Source organism: Acinetobacter sp. ANC_7504 (genome assembly GCF_056779995.1).
This window is the reverse complement of sequence record NZ_JBWYIZ010000001.1, coordinates 369926-386881: the sequence shown is the minus strand read 5'-3', so window position 1 is coordinate 386881 and position 16956 is coordinate 369926. Positions and strand designations below refer to the sequence as shown.

15 protein-coding genes and 1 pseudogene are annotated in these 16956 nt (G+C 38.9%); 10 read left to right on the top strand and 6 right to left on the bottom strand.

All coding sequences use genetic code 11. The features are described from left to right. Positions 1-111: 111 nt before the first annotated feature. Both AC1M9F_RS01895 and AC1M9F_RS01890 read right to left on the bottom strand, forming a co-directional pair. Entirely contained in the window at positions 112-1410 is a 1299-nt protein-coding gene (locus AC1M9F_RS01895) for an ABC1 kinase family protein (RefSeq protein ID WP_481596906.1), read from the bottom strand. A 39-nt stretch (positions 1411-1449) separates the two neighbouring features. Further along, entirely contained in the window at positions 1450-2229 is a 780-nt protein-coding gene (locus tag AC1M9F_RS01890) for a HesA/MoeB/ThiF family protein (protein WP_481596905.1), read from the bottom strand. Between the two features lie 240 nt (positions 2230-2469). Between AC1M9F_RS01890 and AC1M9F_RS01885 the strand changes: the two genes are divergently transcribed. Continuing rightward, the gene (locus AC1M9F_RS01885) at positions 2470-3396 is read left to right on the top strand and encodes an N-acetylmuramoyl-L-alanine amidase (RefSeq protein WP_481596904.1); all 927 of its coding nucleotides are present in this window, start codon (positions 2470-2472) and stop codon (positions 3394-3396) included. Positions 3397-3454: 58 nt separating this feature from the next. Here AC1M9F_RS01885 and AC1M9F_RS01880 read toward each other — a convergent pair whose 3' ends face one another. Beyond that, on the bottom strand, positions 3455-4219 hold the full coding sequence (locus AC1M9F_RS01880; RefSeq protein ID WP_481596903.1) for a 3-hydroxyacyl-CoA dehydrogenase: 765 nt from the start codon (positions 4217-4219) through the stop codon (positions 3455-3457). A gap of 280 nt (positions 4220-4499) precedes the next feature. On the opposite strand from AC1M9F_RS01880, the gene AC1M9F_RS01875 reads away from it, so the two are divergent. The 3 genes and pseudogenes from AC1M9F_RS01875 to AC1M9F_RS01865 form a co-directional block, all read left to right on the top strand. After that, the gene (locus AC1M9F_RS01875) at positions 4500-4853 is read left to right on the top strand and encodes a hypothetical protein (RefSeq protein WP_481596902.1); all 354 of its coding nucleotides are present in this window, start codon (positions 4500-4502) and stop codon (positions 4851-4853) included. Between the two features lie 334 nt (positions 4854-5187). Beyond that, positions 5188-6138, top strand: a complete 951-nt coding sequence (locus tag AC1M9F_RS01870; protein WP_481597116.1) for an aliphatic sulfonate ABC transporter substrate-binding protein — start codon at positions 5188-5190, stop codon at positions 6136-6138. A 116-nt stretch (positions 6139-6254) separates the two neighbouring features. Continuing rightward, positions 6255-6956 (top strand): annotated as a pseudogene (locus AC1M9F_RS01865) (ABC transporter permease); the annotation flags it as partial. 37 nt (positions 6957-6993) lie between these two features. Here the strand turns inward: AC1M9F_RS01865 and prmC are convergent. Together prmC and prfA are read right to left on the bottom strand one after the other, a co-directional pair. Beyond that, positions 6994-7812 (bottom strand): peptide chain release factor N(5)-glutamine methyltransferase, encoded by an 819-nt coding sequence (prmC, locus tag AC1M9F_RS01860; protein WP_481595469.1) that lies wholly within the window; start codon positions 7810-7812, stop codon positions 6994-6996. Continuing rightward, positions 7812-8900, bottom strand: a complete 1089-nt coding sequence (prfA, locus tag AC1M9F_RS01855) for a peptide chain release factor 1 (protein WP_035267080.1) — start codon at positions 8898-8900, stop codon at positions 7812-7814. Before prfA ends, prmC begins: the two co-directional genes overlap by 1 nt. A 402-nt stretch (positions 8901-9302) precedes the next feature. On the opposite strand from prfA, the gene AC1M9F_RS01850 reads away from it, so the two are divergent. From AC1M9F_RS01850 to AC1M9F_RS01830, 5 genes are all read left to right on the top strand, one after another. Beyond that, entirely contained in the window at positions 9303-9731 is a 429-nt protein-coding gene (locus AC1M9F_RS01850; RefSeq protein WP_092766183.1) for a glycine zipper domain-containing protein, read from the top strand. A gap of 201 nt (positions 9732-9932) precedes the next feature. Beyond that, positions 9933-10439 carry a hypothetical protein gene (locus AC1M9F_RS01845; RefSeq protein ID WP_481596901.1) on the top strand — a complete coding sequence of 169 codons (507 nt, stop codon included), beginning with the start codon at positions 9933-9935 and terminating at the stop codon, positions 10437-10439. Between the two features lie 131 nt (positions 10440-10570). After that, positions 10571-11575 carry an LLM class flavin-dependent oxidoreductase gene (locus AC1M9F_RS01840; protein WP_481586991.1) on the top strand — a complete coding sequence of 335 codons (1005 nt, stop codon included), beginning with the start codon at positions 10571-10573 and terminating at the stop codon, positions 11573-11575. Between the two features lie 288 nt (positions 11576-11863). After that, a complete protein-coding gene (locus AC1M9F_RS01835) occupies positions 11864-12793 on the top strand; it encodes a ferritin-like domain-containing protein (protein ID WP_481596900.1) in 930 nt (309 codons plus the stop codon). Positions 12794-12813: 20 nt separating this feature from the next. Further along, positions 12814-13371 (top strand): NAD(P)/FAD-dependent oxidoreductase, encoded by a 558-nt coding sequence (locus tag AC1M9F_RS01830; protein WP_092766179.1) that lies wholly within the window; start codon positions 12814-12816, stop codon positions 13369-13371. A 167-nt stretch (positions 13372-13538) separates the two neighbouring features. On the opposite strand, the gene ppsR is transcribed toward AC1M9F_RS01830, so the two are convergent. Continuing rightward, the gene (ppsR, locus tag AC1M9F_RS01825) at positions 13539-14375 is read right to left on the bottom strand and encodes a posphoenolpyruvate synthetase regulatory kinase/phosphorylase PpsR (RefSeq protein ID WP_035267069.1); all 837 of its coding nucleotides are present in this window, start codon (positions 14373-14375) and stop codon (positions 13539-13541) included. Positions 14376-14530: 155 nt separating this feature from the next. Here ppsR and ppsA point away from each other — a divergent pair, with 155 nt between their 5' ends. Beyond that, positions 14531-16909, top strand: a complete 2379-nt coding sequence (gene ppsA, locus AC1M9F_RS01820; protein WP_035267067.1) for a phosphoenolpyruvate synthase — start codon at positions 14531-14533, stop codon at positions 16907-16909. The last annotated feature ends 47 nt before the right edge of the window (positions 16910-16956 follow it).

Sequence of the window (16956 nt, the reverse complement as noted above, 5' to 3'; positions counted from 1 at the left end):
ATGACCTTTTCGTAAACTATCAAACAGTGATAGCAGACTTGACGGGAGGCGATAAAAGCAAATCCTCTTCTATTGAGGATTTACTTTAATATTTTAACACTTGTTTAAGATTTAATGTTTCAACAAAAGATTAGGATCGATTGTTTGTACCATTTGTAGGCGCTGATCTGCATAAATATCAGTGTACGGCGCAAGAATTCTCATAAAACGATCAAAATAAAGCATTTGTTTAAACAGCAATGCGAAATCCCGTGGGAAACGGATGCCATGACGCTCACCTACAGCCACCATATCCATCATGATGTCATTTAAGTCGGCTGGATTAGATGACAGAATTTGCTGAGGATCAGCGTTGAGCACGCCACTGAATAATCGTTCTAAATCGTTTGCCAAAACTGTTGTATCAATTTGCGTATTGGTCATGCCCATTTTCAGCATATTTTCAGCCATCAATGGATAATTGGTATTTTGCAATGCATCCATAAAAGCAATACATGCCGTCCATACTTCAGGCTTTAATTGTCCCACAATACCAAAATCAATGAATCCAATGCGACCATCATCCAAAAGCATGAGGTTGCCAGCATGTAAATCTGCGTGGAAACTTTCACACATCATCAAACTACCAAACCATGTGTTCATGGCAGTAATCAAAACCTGTGATGGGTCTTTAGAAACTTGACGAACCACATCGAAATCCGTCAACGGCACGCCATAAAGACGCTGCATTGTCAGGACACGACGTGTTGAATATTGATGATATACCTTTGGTGCAGTCGCTTTAGTATTTTGAGTAATGTGCAGATAATTAACAAAATCATCAATATTTTTTGCTTCTTCAATAAAATCAACTTCACGAACCATACGTGTTTTGATTTCTTCAACAATATCCGCAAGTGAAGCAAATTTTACTTTAGGAACTGCCTTCTCTAGAATCTTGGTCGCCCAATGTAGGACATTTAAATCCGTATAAAGGATAGTTTCAACACCAGGTTTTTGGACTTTGATCACGACATCTTCGCCGCTCACCAATTTAGCAGCATGCACTTGTGCGATCGAAGCAGAAGCTAATGGCGTTTCATCAATAGATGCGAAAATTTCACCTAAATCGCGACCGTCAAACTCAGCATTCAAAACACTTTCAATATAGCTAAATGGGAGTTTAGGTGTCTGATCTAAACACCCTTGAAATTCCTCAACATATTCACGTGGAAATAATGAAGGCGTACTGGCAATAAACTGTCCCAACTTAATATACGTTGAACCAAGTGACTCGAAAGTTTCGCGCATTAATTTCGCATTACTCGGTTTTTCTGTCGCATATTTAATCCCTGCTCGCGCAGCAATGACCGCAGTTTCACCTACACGGGCCACTGAGCGTAAACCATCTAACCAAATATTATTTTTCATAATGTCGATATTAAATTTCGATATGTTGAGTGTAGCAAATTAAATTGTCTTTGCGGATTGACTGCTGTGACAGATTTGACATTCTTTATCCTTGTCAAAATTCAAAATTCGCTGTTGCATGTTCATTCCATTCCATAGAAGGATCTTCTGTTTTAATGGTGTTAAATTTAATCCCAAATATAATAGCGCATGATGTGCTTGCATACTTGCCATTACGTTAGGAGTTGTTGCTAAAACTCCTGAATCTGCACACCTTAAACTCTCATCTGTATGATCTTCTTTGGGAAAAAGACATTCATAACACGCTGATTCACCATCCACCATAAATAACTGCCCCTGCAAACCAATCGCAGAAGCACTGATGAGTGGAACATTCGCATCCTTACACATTTGATTGACCAAATAACGGGTTTCAAAATTGTCACAACCATCTAACACAAGATCTTGCTGTGTAATCAGTGCGGCAGCATTATTAAAATCAAATTTAGTATTGATGTATTCAATCTTAATATAAGGATTAATTTGAGAAATTTTCTTGGCTAACACTTCAGCTTTGTAAAAACCCACATCATGATGATCAAAGGCGATTTGTCGCTGTAAATTACTGATTTCTACAGTATCAGCATCTATGAGTGTCAATTTACCTACGCCTGCTCTCGCCAATAACTCTGCAGTCAAACACCCTATTCCACCACAACCAATAATGAGCACATTGGACAGCTTTAATCTTTCTTGTGCATCAATATCCCAATCCTCTAGTAATATTTGTCTTGCGTACAACTGTAGCTCAACATCACTCAGTTCAATGCTATCACTCACCTAAACACCCTGATTACATGCTTGTATAAGCCTATGATACCGAATAAATAAGCAGTCTATTCATACAATTCTGAAGATAATTTTTACCCTAGAAGATCTGTACCTTATTGTTACAATTCGAATAGGTTTGTTTAATTTTTCTTATTTTATTTTGTACTATTAATAAACATAATCTCAATAATTGCTTCACTAGCAATTAATTTTAAAAACATCTAACTCCAATAAATGACAGTCATACTTATGAATAAAAAAATTTTTGCACTCGCTACATTATTAGTTTCGAGTTTATTCCTGACGGCATGTAAAGATGAAAAGATCACCAACATTACATACGTCAATCAAGGTTCGGATACCCAACCAGAATATATAGAAAGCACGCTTTATGATCTGGACGAAGAGAATGCTTCACCCAATCAAGACAATCGACAAATGTTCTTGATTCTGCACTACACAGCAGTATCTAAAGACGAAACATTGGCTTTGTTTAAAGATCCTAATTTCCCTGCCAGTAGTCACTATTTTGTACCCGAATTACCAACCAATGGTAAATTTACTGTGTACCGTCTTGTGCCTGATGATAAAAGAGCTTGGCATGCTGGCACGAGTTCTTGGCAGACCAACAGTAGTTTGAATGCCTCAAGTATCGGCATTGAAATTGAAAATCTCGGTTTCCCTGCAGATGATGAACAACTCCCTTTGATGCAACGTCGATGGTATCCATTTTCATCAAAACAACAAATCGAAGTCCTTGCAGATATTATTTTAAAAATTACTAAAAAATACGAGATCAGACCCGAACGAATTTTGGGGCACAGTGATATTTCTCCAGGTCGTAAATTTGATCCAGGTCCGCTATTTCCTTGGAAACGTTTATATGAAGACTACAACATCGGTGCTTGGTACGATAACGACACTGTAAATTATTATCGTACCTATCATCCTTGGAAGAATGATATTGCTTCGTTACAAAGCAAATTGGCATTATACGGTTATAACGTTCCTGTCACTGGTCAATACGATCAAGTCACTCAAAATGTTGTATCCGCATTCCAAATGCATTTTTATCCTGAGAAATATGATGGTTTCGCGGATATTGAAACTGTAGCCCGCCTTGATGCATTACTTGAGAAGTATCGTAATGTAGCTCGTCCGGCGATTACACCATAAAGCATCTGAGATCAGTTTAGTCGTCTATTTAAGTGAAGACTAAACTGATTTTCATATATTATTTTGGCGCCATACGAATTGCGCCATCCAATCGAATCACTTCACCATTTAAATACGAATTTTCAAAGATATGTCCAACCAGTTTCGCAAATTCTTCAGGTTTAGCTAAACGTGGTGGGAATGGAACCATCTGTCCCAATGCATCCTGCACATTTTGCGGAAGACCTTTAAGCATCGGAGTTTCCATGATCCCAGGTGCAATAGTCATAACACGGATCTTTTCGCGTGCTAACTCACGCGCCAATGGCAAAGTCATACCAACAACAGCGCCCTTAGATGCAGAATATGCAGCCTGACCAATTTGACCATCAAAAGCAGCAACTGAAGCCGTGTTCACAATGACACCGCGTTCTTCCTCTTCCCCCGAAAGCGCATACTGTGACATTAATTGCGCAGCATATCGCAACATATTAAAGGTTCCACTGACGTTGATATTCAGTACTGTTTGGAACATATCTAAGGCATGCAGGCCATCACGACCAAGCACTTTAGCTGATGGTGCAATACCAGCACAGTTGATTAAACCATTTAATTGTCCATATTTTTCTTGTATGTGTGCAAAGAATGATTCAACTGCTTTTTCATCAGTTACATCTAGTTGAATAAATTCTGCACCAATTTCTTGACCCGTTTGCTCGCCCAAAGATGCATTCATATCAACAATTACGACTCGAGCACCCTGCTGTTGAAGATAAGCTGCTGTCGCCGCACCTAACCCAGAAGCGCCACCTGTAACAACAATCACTTTTCCTTGAATATTCATAAATCCCATTATCCTTTTTTAGTTTTAGGTTGGCTTTAGGGTAATCTTCCTCCAATACGGATTCAATTTATTCAGTGACCAATTGGTCTAAATAATTCAAAATAGATATAATTTAATATTTATTTTATATAAAAATAAATCACCCATGACAATTTTTTTGCCTTAATGACATGATTTAAAAACCATACAGTCATCGTTATTCTTTTGAATTCGGCTAATATTTAGACTATTTTAATCTTATTCATTTCGGCATTTTGCCATATCTCCTAAAGGTTCAATCATGTTTAAAATGATCGATGTCTTAGAGCAAAATTTTGCTCAAACTTTCCCTCATGCACTTAATCAAGACTCAGATCAAATTTCAGAGCAGCTTCAAATGAGCATTCTGAATGCATCTGAAATAGATTTAAAAAATGCAATCAATCAATTCCTAGACACTCAAGATGCAAGTGAAACTGCACTTGCATTAGATATTTCAACTGAGCGTCTAAATGAACTGAAATCTGGCATTGCGTTAAAAGATGCTTCGAAAATTTCGGACACTTTAAAAGTAGTGGCGCTATGCTTGGCTTTGGAGTCAGACTCATTAGAGCTTCTTGAAGTGAGCGATATTTCAACTGAGTATTTCGTATAATCTGAGTGTTGAGATCAAACTCATAGGGTTTGGTCTCATTTTCTCTCTTAGTCTTATTATATTAAATTTAGTCTTATTATATTAAATTATGTGACCTTCATCTCATTGCATTAATTCATATAAAGTTCTGATAAATCACTATATTTTCACAAAACCACAATATTTATAAAATATTGATTTGATTTCAATGTGTTAACTCAAAATTTTAACTTTATCAAAATTTATTCTTTTAATATCTCATTTTCTTTTTTGTCACAAATCACCTGAAAGGCTATTTATATCGCAAATTTAGCGAATTAAATCAGGTACTTTAGTGAAAAAATCAATATCTCCATTGAAATTAGGTCTATTGGGTTTAGCAATTAGTGTCGTTCATAGTGGAGCCAATGCCGCACTTCCTAAGGAAATTAAACTGGATTATGCCTATTATGCTCCTACGAGCTTAGTGGTTAAAAATCAAAAGCTATTAGAAAAGGCTTTACCCAATACCAAAATCAAATGGGTATTTAGTCAAGGCAGTAATCGCTCCTTAGAATATCTCAATAGCGGCAGTGTTGATTTTGCTTCAACTGCTGGTCTTGCCGCTGTATTAATTCGTGCCAATGGTAGCCCTGTTAAAACAGTTTATATCCAAAGCCAACCTGAATGGACAGCTTTAGTCGTGCCAAAAGACTCCCCGATTAAATCCTTAAAAGATCTAAAAGGTAAAAAAATTGCCGCAACAAAAGGAACTGACCCATTTTTATTCACGCTACAAGCTTTAGATACCGTTGGATTGAATAAAAAAGATGTACAGCTTGTTCATTTGCAACATCCAGATGGCAAAACAGCGTTAGAGCGTAAGCAAGTGGATGCTTGGGCTGGCTTAGACCCTTTGATGGCATCAGCTCAAGTTCAGTCGGGTGCAAAACTGCTTTATCATAATGTAGGCTTTAATAGTTATAGCGTGTTAAGCGTCAAAGAGCCATTTACTCAATCTAGCCCAGAAGCAATTGAAGCCGTAATTAAAGCGTATGAGCAAGCACGTAAATGGGCAAAAGCCAATCCAGATAAACTGGCGCAGTTACTCGCCACTGAAGCTAAACTACCTTTAGAGGTTGCAAAACTTCAGCTTCAGCGTACTGACTTTAATCAAAACATTCCTACAGCCCAACACATTAATGCACTACAAAAATCCGGCAAAATCTTGACTGAAGAAGACTTAGTTCGTAAAGGAACAAATGTAAATCAAGTTGTTCAACAGTTATTTAATGCCTCATTCGCTCAAAAAGTGGTGACAAAATAATGGCGATCAGTGAAAAAGTGATTGAACATCGGAATATCGATGTCCATTCACAACTGTCGACAAAAGGGAATAAATGGTTGAAAGGTATTTTCCTCCCTGTATTACTGGTATTGCTGTGTGAAATTTTGGTTCGAGGTGGTGTAGTTGAACCTTATCTGCTACCTGCACCAAGTAGCTTATTAGTTTCCCTGCAAGAACTTGCTAAGAATGATTTAGGTCAACATATTTGGGCAAGTACATGGCGAGTGTTTTTAGGGTTTGCTATTGGTAGTGGTTTAGCACTATTTTTTGCAGTTTTGGTAGGACTCAATCACCATGCAGAAGAGTTTATTGAACCGACCTTTTCTGCAATTAAGTCAATTCCTAGTCTTGCGTGGATTCCTCTCCTTTTGTTATGGCTTGGTATTAATGAATCCTCAAAAATCACCCTTATTGCGATTGGTGCTTTTTTTCCAACCTATACCAATACTGTGGCTGGTATTCATGGTGTCGACCGAAAATTGATTGAGTTGGCTCAAGTGTATAGACTGAATCGCTGGCAACAAATCTACCAAATCGTTTTACCCGCAGCTTCTCCATCTATCCTTACAGGCTTGCGCAATAGTTTGAGTTTAGCTTGGATGTTCATGATTGCCGCTGAACTCATTGCAGCAACGCAAGGTATTGGATATTTATTAAGTGATGGACGTGAAACATCGCGTCCAGATATTGTGATCATTGCTATTATTTTATTGGCAATATTGGGAAAAATCACGGATACCATAATGAAAGTATTTGAATCAAAATTATTGTTATGGCGTGATGTCATCAAAAGATGAATCAATAAAAAAGCGACCTAAAGTCGCTTTTTTATTTCTAATGAGGCCATTGTGCTAATGTCACGCGATCGTTACCACCATAATCTTTAACGGTTCTCACTTTCTTATACCCTGCTTGACGGAATAGATGCTGAACAGCGTCTGCTTGATTATATCCATGTTCAAGTACCACCCAACCTTCAACAGTCAGATGCTTCTTGGCTTGCAAAATAATTTGCTCAAGATCAGCTAAACCTTTTTTATCAGAGATTAATGCACGTTGAGGCTCGGTCGCCAAATTGTGCATATGTTCATCTGCTGGATCAATATAAGGCGGATTAGATACAATGACATCAAAAAATTGACGCCCAAACGGTTTTAACCAACTGCCTAGTACAAATTGAACCTGATCTAAGTCATGTTGCTCAGCATTAAATTTAGCGACTTCCAATGTAGGCTCATAAATATCGGTTGCTGTTAAAGACCAATTAGGACGTTCGGAAGCGAGTGACAATGCAATGGCGCCTGTCCCAGTTCCTAAATCTACAACGCGCGCATCCTCAGGCAACTCTAACTTTAAAACTGTCTCCACCAAAACTTCGGTGTCCGGTCTAGGCACCAAAGTATCGGACGTCACTTTTAAGTCCAATGTCCAAAAAGGTTGCGAACCTGTGACATAAGCTAAAGGCTCACCTGCTTCAATCCGAGCAATCGCCTCTCGATACGCCTGCTCTTGTTCTGCAGTGAGCTCTTTATCCTTCTTCATCACCAAATCGAATGAATCGATTTTAGTGATATGTTCGAGCAACCAAGCATTTTCTTGACGCTCATAACTTTCAGGCTCACCACGCAGTGCAAGCGCTTGTTGAATGTTCATTAACCACCATTCTGCTGTGCAAGCATTGCCAATTGATCCGCTTGATATTCACGATGTAAGCTATCTAAAAGCTCAGTCAAATCTCCCTCCATCACTGCATCCAACTTATATAAAGTTAAGTTAATACGATGATCAGTCATACGACCCTGAGGATAATTATAGGTACGAATACGTTCTGAACGATCACCTGAACCCACCAAATCACGGCGCATTTCAGATGTAGCAGCATCAGCTGCTGCACGTTTAGCATTCTCAAGACGAGATGCCAATAATGCCATTGCCTTTGCTTTGTTCTTATGTTGTGAACGCTCTTCCTGACATTCAACAACAGTACCTGTCGGAATATGCGTGATTCGTACAGCAGAATCCGTTTTATTGACGTGCTGACCACCCGCCCCAGATGCACGATAAGTATCAATACGCAAGTCTGAAGGGTTAATATCTACAGTCGTATCAACATCAATTTCAGGAAGAATTGCAACGGTACAAGCTGAAGTATGAACTCGCCCCTGTGATTCAGTTGCAGGAACGCGCTGAACTCGATGAGCACCGCTTTCAAATTTTAAGCGTCCGTAAACACCTTCACCATTAATTAAACAAATAATTTCTTTGTAACCGCCATGTTCACCTTCATTTTCAGAAAGGATTTCGACACGCCAACCCTGTGATTCAGCATATTTACTGTACATACGGAATAAATCACCAGAGAAAATCGCAGCTTCATCGCCACCTGTCCCTGCACGTACTTCCAGATATGCAGAGTTCGCATCATTTGGATCTTTCGGAATCATCAGAATATTCAATTCTGCCTCTAAAGATTCAATTAATGCTTTATTTTCTTTAATTTCTTCTTGAGCCATTTCCTTAAAGTCAGGATCTGACAACATTGCTTCAGCCGTTACAATATCTTCTTCCGCTTGGGTATATTTTTTCCAAACAGTGGTGATTTCAGTCAAATCATTGTGTTCACGTGACAAATTACGGAAACGCTTATTGTCGGAAATGACTTCAACATCAGCCAATAGCGCTTCTAATTCTTCATGACGATCACAAAGTTGGTCTAATCGTAAACGTAACGATTCTTTCATGTTAAATAAAATCTCTAATACTGGATTAACTTAAGGACTGCCTTAAATTAATATTTCTAAAATTGCGAGTAGTTTAACGACTCTGACATTCAATTAACATATTTATATAGAATGACTTTGCAAAACCATTTTTTAAATTCTTGTCACACCCAATTAATGGATAATCAAAAATTAGCCCCATAACTGCCAAGTTTAAAAACTGTTTACTGAATCAACTCTCCATAGTTTCTTCTTAATCAGCCCAATAATGTATATTGAATGATCAGTTGTAATATAAAAACAACATTGTGCAACCAAAACGTAAAACTCTAGGTTAACTTCTACATATTTAGCGCTTCAATTCTTGTTACATTGTGCTCAACGAATTATTACTCGTCCACAAACAAGGACATGGAGTCACACATGAAATTAAATACCCTATTAATGTCAGCCACCTTAGCCACTGCATCAATGTTCACGGTATCTGCACATGCAGACAGTACAGCGCGTGTCGCTGCTGCGAGTGCTTTAGGTAGTGTAGCCGGTACAGCAATTGGTAAAAACATGGGTGGCACAACAGGTGCAACTTTAGGTGCAGCACTTGGTGGTGCTGGTGGTGCTGCTGTTGCTAGTAATAAACGTAACCGTACTGAATCTGCCATTGGAGGTGCATTAGGTGGCGGTGCGGGTTATACCGTAGGTAATAGTATGGGTGGAACCAATGGCGGTTATATCGGCTCTGCTTTAGGTGCTGCTGGTGGTGCTGCTCTTGGTAACAAAATTGCGAAAGACAAAGCATATGATTCACGTCAAGATCGTAAATGGAAAAAGAAAAAACATAGCCGCCGTTAATATAATCTGATCGTTAGTTTCCCCTTTGAATACTCTGTATTCACCTCGATGCGCCTTAGGGCGCATTTTTTTATTAACAAATTAATTATGGATAAATTAGGGAGAGAAAAATACAAACCAGCAACTTGCTCTCCAAAATGATTGCAGAAATTTGGATTAAATTAAAACCATCAAATATAAGACTTCGACAAGGAGTTCACCATGAAATTCAATTCAAAGTTATTTGCTGCTGCGATCGCAACTGCGGCCTTGAGTACAACAACTGCTTATGCTGATAGTTCGTCTAGAGTTGCCCTCACATCTGCTTTAGGTGGAGTCGTTGGTGCTGCGATTGGTCAACAAATGGGTGGCTCGACTGGAGCAATGATCGGATCAGCGATTGGTGGTGCTGGTGGCGCAGCTGCATCAGCGAATAAAAAAGATCGTAATGCTGCTGCAATTGGTGCAGCATTAGGTGGTGCTGGTGGTTACACCGTTGGTAATAATATGGGCGGAACAAATGCTGGTTATGCTGGGGCGGCATTAGGTTCAGCTGGTGGTTCAGTTTTAGGTAAAAAAGTGGCTGAAGATCGTCGCGAAGATGACTATAGAGATCGTTATGATCGCCGTGAAAGCGGTTATCACAATTCAAACTATCGTTATAATGACCGTAATTACAGAAGTGACAATGGTCGTCATTTAGGCTGGTATAAAAACGGTAAACGCTAATTCCAAACTCTTAAAATTCAAGCGCTCAACCTAGAGCGCTTTTTTATTTACACTTATATCGTTTTTTTTCAATATACAAATACTCGAGTTCGTATTAACATCTTTATGAGTGTTCAAAAGAGTAGAAAGTTATGCGAAGCTTAAAAGATATCGAGTTTTCAGTATTGGAACTCGCTCCTGTACGTGATGATAAAACGATTGCTTTTTCACTACAGCATGCTTTGGAGTTAGCACAAAAAATCGAACAATTGGGTTTTAAACGACTGTGGCTTGCAGAGCACCATAATATGGATGGTATCGCTAGCTCAGCTACAGCTGTGTTATTAGGCTATATCCTTGCTAACACCTCCTCTTTAAAAGTAGGTTCTGGCGGAATCATGCTGCCTAATCATGCACCACTTGTTGTAGCAGAACAATTTGGAACACTAGCAACGCTTTATCCTGATCGAGTTGAGCTCGGACTAGGACGCGCACCAGGTACAGATCAATTGACCATGCGTGCCTTACGCCGAGGTCGTCAAGAGACTGAAGATCAATTTCCACAAGACGTGCTCGAAATTTTGAGCTATTTGGGGGAACCATCGCCACATCAGAGAATCAAAGCGACACCAGGTCAAGGAACACATGTTCCCGTATGGCTGTTAGGTTCTAGCTTATTTAGCGCACAATTGGCTGCTAAACTTGGCTTACCTTATTCTTTTGCTTCTCACTTTGCCCCTCGTATGCTGGGTCAAGCGATTCAACTTTACAGAGAAAACTTCGAACCTTCTGAATATTTGGATCGTCCTTATGTATCTATGGGCGTTCCAACTGTTGTAGCTGATACTGATGAAGAAGCTGAATACTTGGCTACTAGCGCTTATCAACGTGTATTAGGCTTAATGCGTGGGCAAAGCTTAAAACTCAAACCTCCAGTTAAATCAATGGACGGAATTTGGTCTGCTCCAGAAAAGATGTCAGTTGACAATTTTTACGCAATGGCTCAAATCGGATCACCAGAAACAGTGAAACAAGGTCTTGAACAACTACTGGTGCCTTATGATGTAGATGAGTTTATTTTTACCTGTGATATCTACGATACAGACAAACGCATTCAAAACTTTGAGTATTTAATGCAAATTAAGCAAAATGCTTAGATCAAAAAATCCTGAAATGATTGAGTAATGGTTTTGATTTCAAATCTATAATTAATTACTCTTTCATTTCTTGAGTTTGTCAAACAACTATTGGCAATAAATGACATCAAATGTCCCTAAAAGACTATTCCAATGAAAAAATTCTTTTAACCAACAATATTAATTATTCATAATCAAATACTTAAAATTTGGCATTTTATATCAAACTAAAATAAGCACTTCTGCAAAACACATCACATTTTTAAGCGATAAAATTTCATGATTGAAAAATAAATACGGATGTATAACATGGCCTCTATCAACTTAGAAAAAATGTTGGATAAAGTAAAACATACTCAATGGACACTCTCGGATATTGACTGGGATGCTCCTGGCAAAGAATTAGTCACCGCAGAACAGTGGCCCAAGCTTAAAGATTTTATGGCTGATCTAATGTGGATCGAACATGTAGGTGCTCGTGCATTTTCTGCGATGTCAAAAAAAGCACCGACAGATACGCTTCGCGAAATGTATGCCATTTTCCACGCTGAGGAACAGCGTCACGCCAATGCTGAAATGGCACTGATGAAAAGATGGGGTATGCTTGAAGGCGATATTCCTAAACCCAATAAAAATTTAAGACTGATCATTGAATGGCTCGACACTTATGCTGATGAAATGCCCTTCTATATTCTAGGTGCTGTCATTCCGATGCTGGAAGTCGCTCTTGATGGCGCACTTTGTACATTCCTATTGGACACTGTAGAAGACCCAGTTTGTCATCAAGCTTTTGAACTGATTAATGGTGATGAAGCTCGTCATTTAGGTGTTGGATTTAGTGTCATGGAAGATCAAGGCTACAATAAAACCTTTATTGAGCTTTCTAAAATGGCAGCGCGAGTTGTAGATCCACGTTTATTACTTGGTATTCTTGCATACTTACCACTCATTAACAAAATGCGTGATAATGTGATTAAACTAGGTCTGCCAGAAGAAAAGCTCTATGCAGCGATGCACAAATTTGCTCGAATAGGTGGACGTACTGCAGAAGGTCGTCGTAATCCTTGGTATCAAATTATTAACTTCCATGCACGAAGTGCCATGAATCGACGTAATAAATGGTTTCATATCCCTGTCGACACTATGGTAAAAATGACTGATAAGATTCCAGAAAAATCTTTACCTAAAATCCCATCTTGGATATATGAATTAACTGCAGAACCAAAAGCAACCCACTAAAACAATAATTAGGTACAGAAATGAAAAAAAGGAATAAAGCCCACACGGATTCGTTCTTTCATAATGAAGCTGAGTATTTTTCCAACTTTAAAGGAAAAATTATCTCAGCTGAGGACATCAAACAAACCGATTTTTCAGGATTAAAGGTCGCGATTATTGGTGCCAATCAAATGTCAGTTTCACATTTAGATGTGGTTTGTCAAAATGCGCTATTCGTCAAAGTATTTCAAATGACACCTCATTTCGTTTTGCCACACACTGAAAAAGGGATTCAAAAAATTATTGCTCATCCCCTCATCGCTAAAAATAAACGATTATTTAATCAGCGAATTAAGACGACTTTGGCAATTCGATATTTAGATTCTCAGATTTCAGATACTTGGTTAAAAAGACAATTGATGCCAAATCCAGCTTCGTCGCAAAAAATATTTTTTAAATCCGATCATTATTACAACGCCTTACAGCGAGAAAACTGTAAATTGATCACATGGCCAGTCGTGAAAATTACTGAAAATGCCGTTCAAAGTATGGAAGGAATCGAACACTTAGTAGATATTATTATTACAACGTACGAATAGTGATCATCATTTTGTAGATAAATGCGATTCTAAATGACATTTTATGATGAAATTATAGACACTTGAATTATATAATTTTTGAATTTTATGATTATTTATGACGATTAATCGCTTAATAAAAAAGAAGCACAGCTAGTGCTTCTTTTTTTTAAATTAGATTTATAAATTTAACCAATCCGTCGTTTTAAGCCAGTCATTTGCAATACTCGTGTTGAAATTTCTTCGATCGACATTTCTGAAACATTTAGATATTTAATCCCTTCAGAAATATAAATACCTTCGATTGCACGCAATTCCATCTGGCATTGGCTAAAACTTGCATAACGACTGTTGGCTTTGCGTTCAGATCGAATTGCCACCAAACGATCAGCGTCAATCATTAATCCAAACAATTTATGCTTATGTGGACGTAAAACTGCTGGCAAACGGTTGTCATCCAAATCTTCTTCAGTTAACGGATAGTTCGCAACTCGAATACCAAATTGTAATGACAAATAAATTGAGGTCGGTGTTTTACCAGAACGCGAAACTCCAATCAAAATTAAATCCGCTTTATCATAGTGTCTTGTACGTGCGCCATCATCATTATCCAGCGCGAAATGTACAGCATCAATACGTGCCTTATAAGACTCAGAATCAGTCACAGCATGTGTTTGTCCGACTAAAGTTGTAGGGGCTGTTCCAAGCACCTCAGATAGCTTACTAATTAACCCTTCAAACACATCTAAATTAACCGCATTTGCCGTATTGATGATATCCCGAACATAGGGATCCACAAGAGTATCAAAGACAAGAGGTTGTTGGCCATCAGACTCTGCGCGCGCGTTAATCTCTGCAACGACGTTCATTGCGGCTTCTTCTGTAGTGATATACGGAATGATATGAATATCAAAATCGACATGAGGAAATTGAGCCAATAAAGAATGCCCGAGTGTTTCAGCCGTAATGGCAGTACCATCGGAAATAAAAAAAACACTTCGTTTAATATCTTTACTTTCTGCCATTAAATTAATCCTCAAATATTTGTCTAAGTACTATATAATCTTTATAGTAAACCGATCTTACATGACTGTCGCTTAGTAATGAAAGTTTGCTAAGTTTTCACAGAAAAATATCATGCCAAGATAGTGATTAATACTGCAAAAGTGGAGTAACAACTTTGGAAGCACGCGTAATCGGTCTGGAAAAATTAGGTAAACACGACGTAGAAATCGTGGGCGGTAAAAACTCATCTCTAGGCGAAATGATCAGCCATTTAGCAAATGCTGGTGTATCAGTTCCAGGTGGTTTTGCAACAACTGCTGCAGCTTACCGTGAATTCCTTGAGCAAAGTGGTCTAAATGCCAAAATTTCAGCCGAGCTCAAACAACTCAATGTTGACGACGTAAATGCACTTGCTGAAACTGGTGCTAAAATCCGTCAATGGATCGTTGATACTCCGCTTACTCCAGCACTTGAAAAAGAAGTTCGTGATGCATTCGCAACTCTTTCTAACGGCAACCCTGAGATCGCGGTTGCCGTTCGTTCATCTGCGACTGCAGAAGATTTACCAGACGCATCTTTTGCAGGACAACAAGAGACTTTCCTAAACATCCGCGGTATTGATAACGTCTTAATCGCGATTAAAGAAGTTTTTGCTTCACTTTATAACGACCGCGCAATCGCTTACCGTGTACACCAAAACTTCGATCATGACATCGTTGCTCTTTCTGCTGGTGTGCAACGTATGGTTCGTTCAGAGACTGGTGCTGCTGGTGTAATGTTTACACTGGACACTGAATCTGGTTTCCGTGACGTTGTATTTATTACTGCATCTTACGGTTTAGGTGAAATGGTCGTTCAAGGCGCTGTAAACCCTGATGAATTCTATTTATCTAAGCCACTTTTAAATGCGGGTAAACACGCAGTATTGCGTCGTAACCTTGGCTCTAAGCACCAAAAAATGATCTACGGTGAAGAAGGCTCTGCAGGTAAATCAGTTGTTGTTGTGGATGTTGAAAAAACTGAACGCCAACAATTTGCTTTAAATGATCAAGAATTACAAGAACTTGCTAAGCAGGCGTTAATCATTGAGCAACACTATGGTGCGCCAATGGATATCGAATGGGCGAAAGACGGTGATGACGGTCAAATTTACATCGTTCAAGCACGTCCTGAAACTGTGAAAAGCCGTGAGAATGTCGGCACAATGGAACGCTACCTATTAAAACAAAAAGGTACAGTTCTTTGTGAAGGTCGCTCAATCGGTCAACGTATCGGTTCTGGTAAAGTCCGTATTGTTAATTCAATCAAAGAGATGGACAAAGTCCAAGATGGTGACGTTCTTGTTTCTGACATGACCGATCCTGATTGGGAACCAGTCATGAAACGTGCTGCAGCGATCGTTACTAACCGTGGTGGTCGTACTTGTCATGCCGCGATTATTGCACGTGAACTCGGTGTTCCAGCGATTGTTGGATGTGGTAACGCAACAGAAGTACTTGTCGATGGTCAAGAAGTAACTGTTTCATGTGCTGAAGGCGATACAGGTTTCATTTACGAAGGCGCTTTAGATTTCGAAGTTCAACGTAACTCGATTGAATCTATGCCAACACTTCCGTTCAAAATCATGATGAACGTTGGTAACCCTGATCGTGCATTTGACTTCGCTCAAATTCCAAACGAAGGTATTGGTCTTGCACGTCTAGAGTTCATCATCAACCGTATGATTGGTGTTCACCCTAAAGCATTACTCAATATTGACAGCTTACCTCGCGAAACACGTGCAGCTGTGATGACCCGTACTGCAGGTTACTCTTCACCGATTGAATTCTACGTTGAAAAACTCGTTGAAGGTATTTCTACACTTGCTGCTGCATTTGCTGATAAACCTGTCATCGTACGTATGTCAGACTTCAAATCAAATGAATATGCGAACTTAATCGGTGGTAAGTTATACGAACCTGAAGAAGAAAACCCGATGTTGGGCTTCCGTGGTGCAAGCCGTTATGTTTCTGACAACTTCCGTGACTGCTTCGAATTAGAATGCCGTGCATTGAAGAAAGTTCGTGATGAAATGGGTCTAACTAACATTCAAATCATGATCCCATTCGTCCGCACAGTTGCTGAAGCAAAACGTGTTATTGAACTTCTTGCTGCAAATGGCTTAAAACGTGGTGAAAATGGTCTTAAAGTGATCATGATGTGTGAATTACCAACCAATGCTCTACTTGCTGAACAATTCTTAGAGCATTTTGATGGCTTCTCAATCGGTTCAAATGACTTAACTCAGTTAACGCTTGGGCTTGACCGTGACTCAGGTATCGTTTCTCATTTATTTGATGAACGTGATCCAGCAGTAAAAGCTCTTCTTTCAATGGCGATTCATGCATGTCGTAAGGCAGGTAAATATGTGGGTATTTGTGGTCAAGGACCATCAGACCACCCAGATCTTGCTCGTTGGTTAATGGAACAAGGTATCGAATCTGTTTCACTCAACCCAGACTCAGTTTTAGATACATGGTTCTTCTTATCTGAAGAAAAGACTAAACAAGCTTAATAAACTATGTTAAAAAAAGACCCATTCATGGGTCTTTTTTTTACCCC